Below are 15,135 nucleotides of genomic sequence, written 5' to 3'. Positions count from 1 at the left end.
CCCTCGGCTTTCGCTTCGCGCCACGTATTCCCAAAATCGGCAATCGGCCGGTTGCACATCAACCTGACTGGCGACTACCGCTGGGCCAAGGGCGCTCCAGACGATCATCTGCGACCGCTCCATCAGGGAGCCCTCAAGCAAAGCCAGGTTGGTCCTCGGCGTATATCTGGGCCCGTCCTATGTGCTGCTCGATATGCAGTTTCATTCGACTGGCCGGCGGCCTAAGACGTGGCTTTCATCACGTTCTGGAGATTCTCATGAAATTCGTCTCAGCCTTCCTGATTGCGGTCAGCCTTTCCGGGCCGGCGCTTGCCGCCGACGCGGCGCTCAGTGACCTGATCTGGACTGGCAAGAATGCCGAAGCGATCAAGACCATGCAGAGCGATCCGGCTCTCGTCACGGCGAAGCTGGACGGCTACACGCCGCTGCATCTGGCGAGCATGGTCGGCAATAAAGAACTCGCCAGGTTCCTCATCGACAATGGCACAGACGTCAATGCGCGTGATTTCGAAGGCTATTCGCCCCTCGTGCGCGCAAACGCGAACGGCAATGAGGAGATCGCGAAGATGCTGACTGACAAGGGCGCGAAGGAACTGCGGCCCTGATTTGATCTGACTGACATGCGCCGGATGGATTTTTCACCCGGCGCGGTCTCATCGTCCCTAAGGGCGAAGCGCCTGAATGCGCGCCTTGTCGAGCTTCACCGGCATACCCTTTTCATCGAATGGCTGTTTGAAGGTGAAGGCCACGGGCGTCGGGCCATGCTCGTGCAGATGCGCGTGCCGCCGCACGGCTTCGGCCCAGACTGGATAGGTTTCTTCGTGATGCCACCACATCGCCAGCGGCGGCCACTGCGGCTTTTCAAACCAATCCCGGCCACGCCTGAGCGCCTCGGCGTGAAGCCCGAAATAGGTGAAGGAGAAGAGCGCCTCCATGTCTGTCCATAAGGACAGCGTGGCCGGAGACCATCCATCCCCCCTCTCCTCGTAGAAACGCGGATAGACCTCCTCGCCCCAGGACAAGGGGCCGGGATCCGATGCATAGCCGGAGCGTGCAATCAGCCCCTCGGCCTGATCGACCAGCTCGAATATGGGATCATTCCGCCGGTGAAAGCCATCATTGGCCGGATCATCCGCCGGTTTGGAAAACACACCGAACGTGTAGAGCGCGAGCGGCATTCCTTACGCGTCCGCGAGCGCCGCATCGTAGGCCGCGACGGTGGAACGCGCCTTCTGGCGGACGGTTTCGACGCTGTCGCCGGGCCTGTAGAGCCCTGTGGCGAGACCGAAGGCGCGCACTCCGATGCGGACATAATCCTTTATGGTGGCGTCCGAAACGCCCCCCACTGCACAGACGGTCGCATCGGCAGGCAGGATCGCCTTGACGGCGGCAATGCCCGATACGCCAAGCGCGGACGCCGGAAAGAATTTGAGCGCCGTGGCGCCACATTTGTGGGCCAGAAGCGCCTCGGAGGGCGTGAAGACGCCCGGCATCGAGACGAGCCCGCGCTCGACAGTGCGGCGGATCACATCCGCGTCCGTGTTTGGGCTGACGACAAGCTTTGCGCCCATATCGGCAAGCCGGTCGACGTCTTCGACATCAAGCACCGTCCCGGCGCCAATCAGCGCCCTCTTCCCGGCTGCTGCGAGCGCCGCCTCGATGGATCTGAAGGGATCCGGCGAGTTCAGCGGCACCTCGATGGAGGTGATGCCCTCTTCGATCAGCATTTCGGTCATGGGCACGACTTCCGGGGGGCGAATGCCACGCAGGATCGCGACAAGCGCACGGTTCGTTCCGGGCCAGTTCTTGTCTAAAACATCCATCATTTCACATCCCAGATCTGGCGCGCAGAACGGTAAAGCCCGTTGCGCGAAGCGGTTTCCGCATCGATCAGCGTCACGGTAAAGCCGGCGCGCGCAAGCGCTGTCTCATAAAGGGCCGACACGCCGCCGGAGGCAATGAGCGTGACAGCGGCATCCGCACCATAGAGCGAGCGGGCTGCGGCCACTTCACCGCCGATCAGGAGGCCGGAAAGATGTGCGGCCCCCTCGTCACGGGTCTCATAGCCCAGAAGCTGTGCAGCGCGGACGCCGAAGAGGCCGGACAGGATTGCATCGGGCTGGGCGATGGCGCGCTCGAGTGCGGCAAGAAACGCCGCGTCATCGCTCTTCACCACACTTTCGGCATCCACCGCATGTTGCAGGATGGCGTGCCGGGTGAGAACGGAAAACAGCTCCCCCGTCATGAAGGTGCTGAAACGGGTGACCGCGCCTGCCTCCACGCGCACCCATTTGCTGTGGGTACCCGGCATGCAGACGAGAGCGCTGCCAAGCGCCTCGACGGTGCCCAGCAATTGCGTTTCCTCGCCGCGCATGACGTTCGGGGAAGATGCGTCATTGAGCGAAATGCCGGGCAGAATGCGAATGTCGGCAGTGGCGTCTGCGATCCGCGCGGCGTTGAACGGCAGTTCGGAGAGTGCGGCCGGCGCGGGCACGTAGGGCGCTTCCAGCCAGCCCTGACGCGCCCCGGCCATGCCGCAGATCACGACAGGCAGGTCTGCGGGTGCTCCGGCCTTTGCAAGATGGGCGTCAAGAACGGGCTGAAACCCCGCGCCCGAAGCGCAGTGCATCATCCCCTCGCCGCTTCGGCTCTCGGCCAGAACGGCGCCTGCTTCATCCAGAAGCCACAGGCGAAAGCTGCTGGTGCCCCAGTCAACGGCAGCGCAAAAAGGCGCGAGAGTTTGTGTCATTACCCCTCCCCGGTACGACGCCGACGAACGGTCGACCGGTTTCTCAATACCGGGCCAGGCGGTTTTCATGAAGAGGGCGCGGCCACAAAATCAGGAAAGGTCAGCGTTCTCCAAGGCTTCGGCTGAACTGGGCGGTGATCGGCGCAATGAAATAGCTGATCAGGCGGCGCTCACCGGTGATGGCGTCCACACTGGCCGTCATGCCGGGCCGCAGCGCGAGCTGGCCGGACGGGGACTGGAGGAACGCAGCCTCCGGCTTCATGCGAACCACGAAACCCCAGCGGCCGGATGATCCGGTTTCGATGGAGTCGGTCGCGATATCAGTGATCTCGGCAATTGCAGATCCGAAACGCTCGGCCGGATAGGCATCGAGACGAACACGCACCTTCTGGCCGACCTCGAGAAAGCCGCTGTCTTCGTTCGAAAAGAGCGCCTCCAGCTCAAGCGCGCTGTCGCTTGGCACGATCCGCAACAGCTCCTGCCCCGCCTGCACAACGCCGCCAATGGTGGCGATCTGGAGCTGCTCGACAGTGCCTGACACGGGGGCGGTCAGCGTGGCAGCCGCGATGCGCTCCTTCAGGGCGCGCTGCTTTTGCCGCAGCACGGCAAGACGCAGAGCGATCTCGTCACGTCGTTTTAAGGCGGCGCTGCTTCTGCTGCTGAAAAGGCCTTGCCACTCGGCCTGCAAGACACCGGCCTCTGCCTGTTTCTGCTCCGCCTGGCGTTCGGCGATGATCCTGTCGTTTTCCAGACTGTCGAACAGTTTGCGCACATCCAGATAGTTGCTGCGGGACACTGCGCCACGCTTCAAGAGTTTCTCAACCGCCTGCAAACGTTCGTTCTGGATTTCCAGAGCGGCCTCGGTCTGTGCAATTCTTCCCTGAATGACGTCGCTTTCCCGGCTGTTTGCCTCGATGCGGGCATCGGCGCGCCTTAGAGTGTCGGCAAAGTCCTTCAGATCGGCGGAGAGAAGGCGTTTCTGTTCCTCCATGCCTGTCTCATCGACTGCATCGATCTTAAAATCTTCGGTCACGTCGGGAGGGAGCGGCAGGCCCCCTTCCCGCATCGCAGCAATCCCCGCCAGAAAAGCCGCTAGACGTGCATCTTCGCGTCCAAGTCGTGTCTCCTCTTCGATCAGCGTCATGCACTCGGCGCGTGCCGGCGTTGCATCGAGGCTTACAAGGAGGTCGCCTTTGGCGACTTTTGCTCCATTGCGGACGCGTATTTGTGTGATCGCGCCAGGATATTCGGGCTGCACCACCTGAACCCGGTCGATCGGGACGATGCGTGCCGTACCGCGTGCGGTTATCTCGACACGAAGGACGCAGGACGCGACCAGAATGATGAGAAAGACCGTGCTGGTGAAAAGCGCGGTGATGCGCAGCGTCGGCGATGTGCGGTCGAGTTCGTCAGTTGCAGACATCAATGTTTCCCCAAACCGAAATCAATGATGCGATCCGCTCCGGCAAAGACATCCGGACGATGTGTGATCACGATAACGGTCAGTTGCTTTCTGAGCTGCATGAGCTCGGAGACCAGCCGGTGCTGCGCTGCCTCATCAAGTGCGCTTGTGGGTTCATCCAGTATCAGGATGGCGGGCTTTTGAAGAATTGCGCGCGCGATGGCCACGCGCTGCTTCTGCCCGCCTGACAGGGCCGAGCCACGCTCCCCGACCTCGGTATCAAGCCCCTGCGCAAGGCGGAACACCAGTTCCCCGGCGGCAGAGATGCGAAGCGCGTCTAGGATTTCGGCATCGCTGGCGTCCGGTGTGCGCAGCAGCAGGTTTTCGCGCAATGTTCCAGAGAAGAGATAGGGCTCCTGAGGCACATAAACGACGCGGGAGCGCAGGCTTTCCGGTTCGAACGCCGCCAGATCCTGATCACCGACGGTTATGATCCCGCTCTGCGGTTCTTCGAGACCGGCGGCGAGACGTCCGAATGTGGACTTGCCTATGCCCGACGGCCCGACCACCAGCGTGCAGGTCCGCGGTTCAAGGGAGAGATCAAGCCCGCTGATGACCGGCGGCTCGTCTGGCCCATAACCGAACGAGACCCCCTGAAAGGCAAGCCGTGGTTCGATGTCATCCGGAAAAACACTCCCGCTGCCGAATTTTTCCTGCTCGCTGTTGAGAATGTCGCCCAGGCGCTGGCGGGAAATTCGAAGGTTCTGCCAGTCCTGCCAGAGCTTCGAAAACCCGGCAATAGGCGCGGCGATCTTCTCTGCGATCAACTGAAACGCGATCAGCTGGCCAAGGGTAAGCTCTCCAGCGAAGACCTGCTGTGCGCCGATATAGATGACACCGATGAAGATGCCCTTTTCGCAAAGGCCGATCAGCTGTCCGCTGACCGCGTTCATCGTGTAGACGCGGCGGGAGGCATTCAGGGTCTGCGCGAGCGTTTCGCTTAAGCGCGACAGCATGGCCCCTTCGGCCGTCATGGCTTTTACGGCGGTCATGCCTGAAAGGTTTTCCACCATGCGCGCCTGATGATGTGATCCGGCATCGAACTGGGCGCGCAGGCGCTTTCGCAGAACAGGCCCGAAACACATATAGAGCAGCGCCTGAAGCGGGAGCGCAAAGGCCACGACCATGGTGAGCTTGCCCGAGATGGACAGGAGAACCATGAAATAGACGCCGATGAACAGAAGATCGAGCGACGCACCCGTCGTGACCCCGATCAGAAACCCGCGAATTGTGTCGGTCTCGCCGATCCGTGACAGGGTTTCCCCCACCGGCCATCTTCGGAAATGCCGCAGCGGGAGCCGAAAGAGGTGATCGAAGAGCCGGCGTCCAAGTTCCGATGTGAGGCGATTTGCGACCGAGACGCCGAGAAACGCCGCCAGAAGATTGAAGCCGAGCGAAAAGAGGTTGGCGCCGATCAGGACGACGATAACGACAATCAAAGACGCTTCACGCTGAAACGGCAGAATGCGGTCGATCACCACCTGAAAGACAAAGGGCTCCAGCAGACCAATCAGCCGAACGCATATGGCCAGAAAGGTGAGCTCCACATAGAGCAAGCTGTGCTTGCGCAGCGTGGTGCTGAACCAGGAGAGCGGAACGCCCTGCCCCGGAAGCGAGGTGTTTGGTGTCATATCTGAAAACCATCAGTGGCGTGGTTTGTCTGGCAGACACAGGGCCGCGGAACCCCACGGCCCCATATCGCTACAGCCCTCGCTCCAAGCTGCGGGCTGCAACAACGATTGGCGCAAAGAGCCGGTCAGGCCACTGCGCTGTCGATCACGTCACCGATGAGACCGCCGACAGTGTTGCCGACAACGCCCCCGATCTCAGCGCCCGGAACGGCGCCAATGCAACCGCCAACCAAACCGCCGATAAATGCGCCAATGATGCCACCGGCCAGTTTGCCTTCACCACCGCCTCCGAAGCTGAAAGCGCTGTCCAGGCAATCATCAGGGAAATTAATATCTGTAAACATTGGTAACCTCGTCAAAATGACTTTTACTATTGAGCCGGATATCCGGCAGTTAAACCGGTGGAAAAATCACCGGTATGCTTTCGACGCAAAACGGCGAAAGCATCTCTTGCCGAAGAAGCACAATAACCGCCCCCGGTTTCGGCCAGTTGCTTCGGCGAAACGAATTTATCTGGACGCTTTCCAGCGTTTCACAGACCTGATGGAACCATCCGGGTGGCGGCGAATGCTGGTCGCCTGCCGCCCCGGGAACATATTCGTTTTCAGGTCTTTGACGATTTCCGGAAGCGTCCCGTATGGCGCGATGAAGTCGTTGAAGAACAGGTTTTCACCACACGCCCACTCACCTGCCCTGAGTGCCCGGCCGGTGGAGAGTATCTCGTCCAGCGTGGCGTCATCCAGCAAGGCCCAGCTGATAAAACCGGTCGGGATGCCGCCCGGCGTCAGATAGAAGCGCGCCTGGCTGCACTGAAGCGGCGGCAGGATCTCGACTTCGAAATAGCGCCGGAACGGGAACGGCCGGTGATAGGGTGACCGCGCCAAGAGCTCCAGAACATAGCCAGCGCCCGCATAGACATCGATTGCCGTCATGAGGCCGGCCTCTCGCTATTGGCCAACTGACAGGAACGCTCGACAACGCGACCTACATCAGGGCAGGCTCGGGAAAGCGATTTGAGGAAAAACGGCAGCCGTTCAGTCTGCGGTACGCAGGAATGCGCCGTGATGGTTTTCTCTTCGTCCCGCTCCCATGTGGCGTATCCAATGGGCACATTTTCGCGGTCGAGAGCGATGAAGAGACTGCGGCTCTGCATGCACCCCAAAAGGGTGTCATAGCGCCTGGACAACTCTGCGCCAGCCTGTTCGCGCCCAGAGCCTTCCTGTAGATCAAGCAGCGTCGCAACGCCGATCTGACGATAGAGTTTGACGGTCTCGCCACCATCAAGGGGTAAGGGCGGCAGATCAAAATGTGGCCGCAGCGTCCGCGTGCCCCCGATCAGCAGGGAGGGCGCAGCAGCTCCGCTGCGAAAGAGCGCGATGATCTCCGCGCGCTCCCAGTGACGCCAGATCGCACAGGCAAGAACACGGGCGACCGGGTAGTTCCAGCGATAATCGTAAGCTCCGCTTTTGCGGGCAAGCGCTTTGCGTAATCGCTCGGCATCTGCGCCCATATAGCATTGATTGTCCGCCGCCCAGGCTGCCTCAAGACGGGGCAGCAATGGAGAAGCATTCTGCCGGGCCCAGTCCAGAAGCGCATGCTCGCCAATGAACGCGCAGACCTCACGCGCCAGAGGCGGCATGGCAGAATTTGCCGAAGCGACAATCTGAAGCGCATGAGAGAATTCATGTGCGACCGTCAGAATGTCGGACGCCTGGCCGCGATAGCTGCAACTGACGAACGGCAATTGCCGGCTGCCATGATCATAGGTGAACGCCCTTTCCGGCTTCCCGGCCTTTGGCTCAAGGCATTTGGGCGCACGGTTTCGGACAAATCGAATCAACCGCGCGAGTCGCGGCAGCGCCGCCGCAAGAGACTGCGACGCAAGCGCCCAGGCCTCTTCTGCAGACATGTCTGCAACTTCACCGACGGCGGCTGATTCAGGGGCGAACGCCTGTCGAGAGAATGGTTTGCCGGTTAAATTTCTCAGAAGGAAGTTTTCATCAACCTGGTTGGTCGCGAGCCAATCCGAGAACTCTCCATTCAGGTTCATTATCGTATATCTTTGTTACAAACATTAAATAAGTTATTTCAATAAGATCTATTCTTATTTCGGTACACAAAATTGTAAAATACTTATTCCTCCTGGAAATGTGAAATGATGCCATGATTTATAAATGTATACGTCAGGAAATATACAGGTCGCACATGCCCTGCATCGCCGAAATGTGACGCAGGGGTAATGCGTATTCGCACCCGGGTGCTACAAAAATGTCATAAAATTCGATGAATGATTATGCTTGCGTCGCCACTTTCGTTGCATATATACGGGCCACGCCTGAATGGTCAGGCCTCAGACATCTGCTGGTTGGAGAGGACGCCATGTCGCAAGACGCCCTTTTCCAATTGGGGATGGATTCAGTTGTACTGAACACCGCCCAAAAGGAAGAAAACACCACAGCGCAGCCCGCTCCGGCGGTTTGCGACGACAAAGATCACTTCATCGAGAAGAACGGCGTGCTGTGCGCCGGATCGCACTTTATCGTTGATCTGTTCGAGGCCGAGCGTCTCGACGATCTGCCGTATATCCAGCAAACGCTCGTCGACTGCGTGAATGCAGCCGGCGCGACTTTGCTGCATATCCATCTGCATCCATTCGAACCGAATGGCGGAGTGAGCGGCGTTGCCGTTCTGGCGGAAAGCCACATCTCCATCCATTCGTGGCCGGAGCGGAATTACGCGGCTCTGGATATCTTCATGTGCGGCGACGCGGAGCCGGAACGTTGCATCGATGTGCTGCAGCGCGCCTTCTCGCCGGGTCGCATTGACGTGCAGGAACTGTTGCGGGGGCGAAGCGCGTGAGCGAACGCAAAACGATCGCCGAGACCCTGCACAACGGCGTCAGCATCGTTTTTGATGTCGATGATGTCCTGTACCAGGACGGTACGGGGCATCATCAGCTGGCGCTGATCCGCAACGGCATCTTCGGCAAGGTCCTGATGCTCGACGGGGCGGTGCAGGTCACCAGCCGCGACGAGTTCATGTATCACGAGATGCTCGCGCATGTGCCGATTGCGGCGCATGACAACCCTGCCGATGTGCTGATCATCGGTGGCGGCGATTGCGGCCTTGCCGAGGAAGTGCTGAAGCACAAGCGTGTCGGCGCCCTCACCCAGGTCGAGATCGACGCTTCGGTTCTGGAATTCTCGAAAGAGCATTTCGCGGACTTCAATGCGTCCGTCTTCGATGATCCCCGCTTCAGGGTGGAGATTGCCGACGGCGCCGCATTTGCGGCCGAAACCGATCAGCGCTTCGACGTTATTCTCGTGGATTCCACGGATCCGTCCGGTCCGGGCGCGGTTCTTTTCACGACCGAGTTCTACCGGAATCTGAAGCGCATTCTGCGCCCTGGCGGCATCGTCGTCAGCCAGAACGGCGTGCCGTTCCTGCAGCCCGAAGAGTTCCAGACCGCCATGCGCGGCCTGCGCTCCGTGTTCGGGATCGCAAGCTGCTATCTCGTCGCGGTGCCGACCTATTTCGGCGGACACATGACGCTCGGCTGGTCGACCGACAATGCCGAGACGCTGACGGTGAGCGAAGAAACGCTCGCGCAGCGCATGGCCGGTATCGACACACGGTACTACACGCCTCTACATCACAGGGCTTCTTTCGCCCTGCCGCGTTTCATCGAAACGCTGCTTGAGGAAGCAACGAAATAAGCGCCGGGCAGGCCCCGCCTGCCCGCGCCTTCCTTCAGACATTTCCCGGCGCATTTTCTCCTGAAAAGAACGGAATTCTCGAAGCGAGTTCCATGTCGATCTGCTGCGCCTTGCGGTAGGCCGGCCGCTGCTCGATCCTTGCGACATATTCCTTGAAGACGGAGCGTTCCGGCAAGGCGTTCATGATGTTCATCGTGTAGCCGATGCCGGTTCCAAGCTGAACGTCGGCGGCGGTGAAACGGTCTCCGGCAGCATAGGGGTTCTCGCTGAGCTGGCGCTCCAGAAACGCCACCATGTCGTCAAAGGTCCCGAAGGGATAGTCACGGCTCTCATAGGCCAGCCCGTGAACGCGGGCGCAGACGACCGGATCAAACACCGCGTCGTGATAGACGAGAGACCGCAGATAGGCGGCGCGCGCCGGGTCATCGATGGCGGGCGCGAGCCCTGCCTCGGGAAACATGTCGGCGAGATAAAGCGTGATTGCCGCGCGCTCGGTCACGATATGACCGTCGTGAACGATGGCCGGCACTTTCTTGCTCGGCTGGATCGCACGATAGCTCTCAGGCACGCCGCCCTGTGCATGCATGTCGACCAGTTCGAGATCATAGGGTGCCTGCAACTCTTCCAGAAGCCACAATACGCTAGAGGAACGGGACCATGGCGCGTGGTAGAATTTAAGCATCGTTTTGCCTTCCTTTTTGCTCGCAGCCGTTCTGGCACAGTGCTCCTGACAGGGCTGTGGCAGGAGCATTCGCGGGCAAGCGGTTAGACGCAAAAAAGGCGGCCCGAGAGCCGCCTTTTCCGAATGCAGAAGATTGCGAGGATGTCGATCAGTTCGGCAGCTGGTCGTCCACGCCCTTCACATAGAAGTTGATGCTGAGAACGTCACCATCGGGTGCGACCTCACCCTCTTCGAGCCACAGCGTGCCATCCTGCTTGTAGACGGGACCGGTGAAGGGATTGAAGCCCTCATCCCTGATCTTCGCTTCAACGGCTTCGGCGGCCGCCTTCACATCGTCGGGCATGTTCGTGTAGGGCGCCATCACGACGTGGCCGTCCTTCATGCCACCCCAGACGTCCTGCTGCTCCCAGGAACCGTCCATGACCGCCTGAACGCGCTCGATGTAGTACGGGCCCCAGTCGTCGACGATGGAGGTGAGCTGCGTGTCGGGCGCGAACTTGATCATGTCGGATGCCTGACCGAAGCCCTTGATGCCGCGTTCACCGGCGACCTGAAGCGGCGCGGTAGAATCGGTGTGCTGGGTGATGACATCTACGCCCTGATCGAGCAGCGCCTTGGCGGCGTCGGCTTCCTTGCCGGCGTCGAACCAGGTGTTGGCCCAGACGATCTTGACCTTGAAGTCGGGATTGACGGACTGCGCGCCGAGCATGAAGGCATTGATGCCCATCACGACTTCCGGGATCGGGAAGGACGCGATGTAGCCGGCTTCACCCTTCTCCGAGATCTGGGCGGCAATCACGCCCTGCACATAACGCCCCTCATGGAAGCGCGAATTGTAGGTGGCGACATTCGGATGGTCGCGCTTGAAGCCCGTCGCATGCTCGAACTTGATGTCCGGGAATTTGGCGGCGACCTTCTGGACCGGGTCCATGAAGCCGAAGGAGGTTGCGAAGATGATGTCGCAGCCCGAACGTGCGAAACGCTCAATCGCGCGCTCGGCGTCCGCGCCTTCCGGAACGCTCTCCAGATAGGCAGTCTCGACCTTGTCGCCGAAATGCTCCTCGACATCCAGCAGACCCTGATGGTGCTGGTAGGAATAGCCGAAATCGCCGATCGGGCCGACATAGATCCAGCAGGCCTTGGTCTTGTCCTGCGCTGCGGCAGGGGCCGCCGTGAAGGCAAGGGCCGCGGTGCTGGCGGCGAGTGCCATAACGAGTTTCTTCATTGTTGACGTCCTCTCTGTTGACTGAGTTCGGATATTACCGGGCCGGAACAAAGGGCCGACCGAGGCAGGCGGGTGTGTTCACCATGGTCAGCCGTCTGTTGCGGGAGATTAGAACAAGAACCACGATGGTCGCCACATAGGGCAGCGCCGACAGCAGCTGCGACGGCACGGACACGCCGATCACCTGCGCGTGAAGCTGGCCGATGGAGACCGCGCCGAAGAGATATGCCCCGGCGAGCACGCGCCAGGGCCGCCACGAGGCAAACACGACGAGCGCCAGCGCGATCCAGCCGCGACCGGCGGTCATGTTCTCGATCCATTGCGGCGTGTAGACGAGCGACAGATAAGCGCCCGCCAGCCCCGCACACGCACCGCCGAACATGACGGCGGCATAGCGCACCGCAATCACGCGAATGCCCAGCGCATGGGCAGAATCGTGATTGTCGCCCACCGAGCGCAGCGTCAGCCCGGCGCGCGTGCTGAACAGGAAATAACTGACGCCGATGACCAGCAGGATCGAGATGTAGAACAGCGGCGCCTGCGCAAACAGGAAGCGGCCGACAAGGGGAATGTCCGACAGAACGGGAATGACCCAGGGCGACATTTTTACGCCCGGCAGGCCGATGAACGCCTCGCCGATCATGCCGGAAACGCCGAGCCCCAGAAGCGTGAGCGCAAGTCCCGTCGCAACCTGATTGGTGACCAGCGTCAGCGTCAGGAAGCCGAACAGAAGGGCAAAGGCAGCGCCGACGAGGATGGCCGCAAACACGCCGAGCCATGGCGAGCCGGTGGTGATCGCCACGCCAAACCCGGTGACGGCGCCCATCACCATCATGCCTTCAACGCCGAGATTGAGAACGCCGGAGCGCTCCACGACCAGCTCGCCGATTGCAGCGATGAGAAGAGGCGTGGCGGCCGTTGCGATCGTGATCAGAACGGATTCAAACATGTTCGGCGGCCTCCCGGGCCTGCGGCGCGCGCCCGACCAGGCGGATGCGGTAGTGAATCAGCGTGTCGCAGCCGAGAACGAAGAACAGAAGCATCCCCTGAAAGGCGCGGGCGGCCTTGTCCGAAAGACCGAGCGAAATCTGTGCCGCCTCGCCACCGAGATAGGAAAGCGCCAGAACGAAACCGGCGGCCACGATGCCCAGCGGGTTCAACCGGCCAAGAAACGCCACGATGATCGCGGTAAAGCCGTAGCCGGGAGAAATGGACGGCTGCAACTGCCCGATTGCGCCGGCAACCTCGGAAATGCCTGCAAGCCCTGCCAGGGCGCCGGAGATCAGGAAGGCGACCATGACCATGCGCGACGCGCTGAAGCCTGCAAACCGCCCTGCCCGCGGGCTCTGGCCCAGAACGCGAATTTCAAAACCCTTGCGGGTCTTGCCGAGAACGAACCACAGGACGAGGGCTGCAATGATGGCGAACACGATGCCCCAGTTGGCGCGGCCTGCCGCCGGCATCAGCTCCGGAAGGATGGCGAAGGAATGGAAATCGCGCGTTTCGGGGAAATTCATGCCGCCCGGATCACGCCACGGGCCGCGCACGATCCAGTCGAGGAAAAGCTCGGCCACATAGACCAGCATGAGGCTGGTGAGGATCTCATTGGTGTTGAAACGCGCTTTCAGGAATGCCGGAACGGCGGCATAGGCCGCGCCACCCGCCATGCCCATGATCAGCATCAGGGGCAGAACAAGCCAGTTCTGGAAATCAGGAAAGACCACCGGAAGGATGCTGCCGGCGATTGCGCCAGCGATGAACTGTCCTTCTGCGCCGATGTTCCAGTTGTTGGACAGGAAACAGACCGACAGACCGACCGCGATCAGGATCAGCGGCGCCGCCTTGATCGCCAGCTCGTGCAGCGACCAGGTCTCGCGCAGCGGATCGATGAAATAATAGTAGAGCGCGTCGAGCGGGTTCTTGCCCAGTACCGAGAACATGATCGCACCGGCAATCATGGTCAGAACCAGAGCAATCAGCGGCGAAATCGCGCTGAACAAAACCGAATGCTGCGGCCGTTTGATGAGTTCAAGCCGCATCATGCCGTCTCCGCTTCTTCAGGCAGTTCGGAGCGTTCCGGCGTCGCGCCACCCATCAGAAGACCGATCTTCTCGAATGTCGCTTCCGCGATGGGCATGGGAGCCGAGAGGCGACCGTCATGCATCACGGCGACGGAATCACACATTTCAAACAACTCATCCAGATCCTGGCTGATGACGAGAACGGCAGAGCCCGAACGCGCCAGATCGATCAGCGCCTGGCGGATGCGCGCGGCAGCGCCGGCGTCCACACCCCAGGTCGGCTGGTTCACGACCATCACCGCCGGTTGCCGGTCCAGCTCGCGGCCGATGATGAACTTTTGCAGATTGCCGCCCGAGAGCGCGGAGGCTTCCGGGTCTTCGCCGCTCTTGCGCACATCCATCACCTTGACGATGCGGGCGGCAGCCTTGGCCAGCGCACCCGTGCGCACGGTGCCGAAAGCACCCATGAGCGCCTTTGCATCCGTCACGTGACGCGACAGGAACAGGTTTTCGGAAAGCCGCATCTGGGGGGCTGCGCCATGGCCAAGGCGCTCTTCGGGAACAAAGGCTGCTCCAAGAAGGCGGCGACCGGAGATGCCGAGCCGGCCGGCATCTTTGTCGCGGATACGGATCGTGGCGGCGTTCTGCTGCAGGGCTTCACCGGAGAGAGCCTCGAAAAGCTCGCCCTGCCCGTTACCGGCAACGCCCGCAATGCCCATGACTTCGCCGGAGCGCACCAAGAGATCGATCTTGCGTAGCGGGACGGCAAACGGATTGGCGGACGGGCGGCTGAGCTCCCGGACCTCCAGCAGCGCCTGACCGCCAGCGTCGACGCTGCCAGTGCGCTTTACCGTGTCCACTTCATCGCCCACCATCATGCGGGCCAGCGACGCCGCCGTCTCCTGACGGGGATCGCAATGCGCGACCACCTTGCCGTGCCGCAGAACCGTTGCGCGGTCGCACAGGCGCTTCACTTCCTCAAGGCGGTGCGAAATGTAGAGGATCGACTTACCTTCGTCGCGCAGCGTCTCAAGCGTTTCGAACAGCTTGTCGGCTTCCTGCGGGGTCAGAACGGAAGTCGGTTCGTCGAGAATGATCAGGTCCGGCTTCTGCAGGAGGCAGCGAATGATCTCGATGCGCTGGCGCTCGCCGACCGAAAGATCGCCCACATGTGCGAAAGGATCGAGGGGCAGGCCATAGGCCTTTGAGAGTTCCCGCGCCCGCTCGGCCACCTGAAGGATCGGCGTCTTCTCATCCAGCGAGAGCATGATGTTCTCGGCGGCGGTCAGCGCCTCAAACAGCGAGAAGTGCTGGAACACCATGCCGATGCCGAGATGGCGCGCAGCGCCGGGCGAATGGATCGCGACCGGCTGACCTTTCCAGTGGATTTCACCGGCAGCCGGCTCCAATGCGCCGAACAGCATCTTCACCAGCGTCGATTTGCCGGCGCCGTTTTCGCCAAGAAGCGCATGAATTTCGCCCTTGCCGATCGACAGATCGATCGCGTCACAGGCTTTCAGAGCGCCAAATATCTTTGTCAGGCCGCGAACATCGAGGAGTCCGCCACCTTCGCCTTCGTGTAGTTGATCCACGCCGGCTCCCATTTCGGTCATTTTGTTTTTGTTCCCAGCTCGATCATAGGCAGACGG

16 protein-coding genes are annotated in these 15,135 nt (G+C 60.9%); 3 read left to right on the top strand and 13 right to left on the bottom strand.

What is annotated here, in order from left to right; all coding sequences use genetic code 11:
* The first annotated feature begins 257 nt into the window (after positions 1–257).
* Positions 258–605, top strand: coding sequence for an ankyrin repeat domain-containing protein (locus AC4PTT_RS10520; protein WP_492161107.1), 348 nt, complete (start codon positions 258–260; stop codon positions 603–605).
* A 57-nt stretch (positions 606–662) separates the two neighbouring features.
* Here the strand turns inward: AC4PTT_RS10520 and AC4PTT_RS10515 are convergent, their stop codons facing one another.
* From AC4PTT_RS10515 to AC4PTT_RS10480, 8 genes are all read right to left on the bottom strand, one after another.
* Positions 663–1,178, bottom strand: a complete 516-nt coding sequence (locus AC4PTT_RS10515; protein WP_206545282.1) for a DUF3291 domain-containing protein — start codon at positions 1,176–1,178, stop codon at positions 663–665.
* A gap of 3 nt (positions 1,179–1,181) precedes the next feature.
* Complete coding sequence (locus AC4PTT_RS10510) at positions 1,182–1,826, bottom strand: 2-dehydro-3-deoxy-6-phosphogalactonate aldolase (protein ID WP_224873247.1); 645 nt, start codon at positions 1,824–1,826, stop codon at positions 1,182–1,184.
* Positions 1,823–2,749, bottom strand: a complete 927-nt coding sequence (locus tag AC4PTT_RS10505) for a 2-dehydro-3-deoxygalactonokinase (RefSeq protein ID WP_492161106.1) — start codon at positions 2,747–2,749, stop codon at positions 1,823–1,825. The genes AC4PTT_RS10510 and AC4PTT_RS10505 overlap by 4 nt, the downstream gene beginning before the upstream one ends.
* Positions 2,750–2,849: 100 nt before the next feature.
* Positions 2,850–4,172, bottom strand: a complete 1,323-nt coding sequence (locus AC4PTT_RS10500) for an HlyD family type I secretion periplasmic adaptor subunit (RefSeq protein ID WP_492161105.1) — start codon at positions 4,170–4,172, stop codon at positions 2,850–2,852.
* Complete coding sequence (locus AC4PTT_RS10495) at positions 4,172–5,842, bottom strand: peptidase domain-containing ABC transporter (protein ID WP_492161104.1); 1,671 nt, start codon at positions 5,840–5,842, stop codon at positions 4,172–4,174. Before AC4PTT_RS10495 ends, AC4PTT_RS10500 begins: the two co-directional genes overlap by 1 nt.
* A gap of 125 nt (positions 5,843–5,967) precedes the next feature.
* Positions 5,968–6,186 carry a hypothetical protein gene (locus AC4PTT_RS10490; protein ID WP_492161103.1) on the bottom strand — a complete coding sequence of 73 codons (219 nt, stop codon included), beginning with the start codon at positions 6,184–6,186 and terminating at the stop codon, positions 5,968–5,970.
* Between the two features lie 165 nt (positions 6,187–6,351).
* Positions 6,352–6,774 (bottom strand): toxin-activating lysine-acyltransferase, encoded by a 423-nt coding sequence (locus AC4PTT_RS10485; RefSeq protein ID WP_113155227.1) that lies wholly within the window; start codon positions 6,772–6,774, stop codon positions 6,352–6,354.
* Complete coding sequence (locus AC4PTT_RS10480; protein WP_492161102.1) at positions 6,771–7,751, bottom strand: hypothetical protein; 981 nt, start codon at positions 7,749–7,751, stop codon at positions 6,771–6,773. Before AC4PTT_RS10480 ends, AC4PTT_RS10485 begins: the two co-directional genes overlap by 4 nt.
* Before the next feature lie 470 nt (positions 7,752–8,221).
* Here AC4PTT_RS10480 and speD point away from each other — a divergent pair, with 470 nt between their 5' ends.
* Positions 8,222–8,701, top strand: coding sequence for an adenosylmethionine decarboxylase (speD, locus tag AC4PTT_RS10475; RefSeq protein WP_113155229.1), 480 nt, complete (start codon positions 8,222–8,224; stop codon positions 8,699–8,701).
* Positions 8,698–9,558 carry a polyamine aminopropyltransferase gene (gene speE / locus AC4PTT_RS10470; protein ID WP_492161101.1) on the top strand — a complete coding sequence of 287 codons (861 nt, stop codon included), beginning with the start codon at positions 8,698–8,700 and terminating at the stop codon, positions 9,556–9,558. The genes speD and speE overlap by 4 nt, the downstream gene beginning before the upstream one ends.
* Positions 9,559–9,592: 34 nt before the next feature.
* Here speE and AC4PTT_RS10465 read toward each other — a convergent pair whose 3' ends face one another.
* The 5 genes from AC4PTT_RS10465 to AC4PTT_RS10445 form a co-directional block, all read right to left on the bottom strand.
* The gene (locus AC4PTT_RS10465; RefSeq protein WP_492161100.1) at positions 9,593–10,240 is read right to left on the bottom strand and encodes a glutathione S-transferase family protein; all 648 of its coding nucleotides are present in this window, start codon (positions 10,238–10,240) and stop codon (positions 9,593–9,595) included.
* Between the two features lie 148 nt (positions 10,241–10,388).
* The gene (locus AC4PTT_RS10460) at positions 10,389–11,465 is read right to left on the bottom strand and encodes a BMP family ABC transporter substrate-binding protein (RefSeq protein WP_206547537.1); all 1,077 of its coding nucleotides are present in this window, start codon (positions 11,463–11,465) and stop codon (positions 10,389–10,391) included.
* Between the two features lie 34 nt (positions 11,466–11,499).
* Positions 11,500–12,414, bottom strand: a complete 915-nt coding sequence (locus AC4PTT_RS10455; protein ID WP_206545272.1) for an ABC transporter permease — start codon at positions 12,412–12,414, stop codon at positions 11,500–11,502.
* Positions 12,407–13,504 (bottom strand): ABC transporter permease, encoded by a 1,098-nt coding sequence (locus AC4PTT_RS10450; protein WP_113156303.1) that lies wholly within the window; start codon positions 13,502–13,504, stop codon positions 12,407–12,409. Before AC4PTT_RS10450 ends, AC4PTT_RS10455 begins: the two co-directional genes overlap by 8 nt.
* On the bottom strand, positions 13,504–15,090 hold the full coding sequence (locus AC4PTT_RS10445) for an ABC transporter ATP-binding protein (RefSeq protein ID WP_492162605.1): 1,587 nt from the start codon (positions 15,088–15,090) through the stop codon (positions 13,504–13,506). The genes AC4PTT_RS10450 and AC4PTT_RS10445 overlap by 1 nt, the downstream gene beginning before the upstream one ends.
* Between the last annotated feature and the right edge of the window lie 45 nt (positions 15,091–15,135).

It is taken from the genome of Nitratireductor sp. WH36-1 (assembly GCF_058725515.1).
Note: the sequence above shows the minus strand (reverse complement) of the source record. Positions and strands in the feature narration are given on the sequence as shown.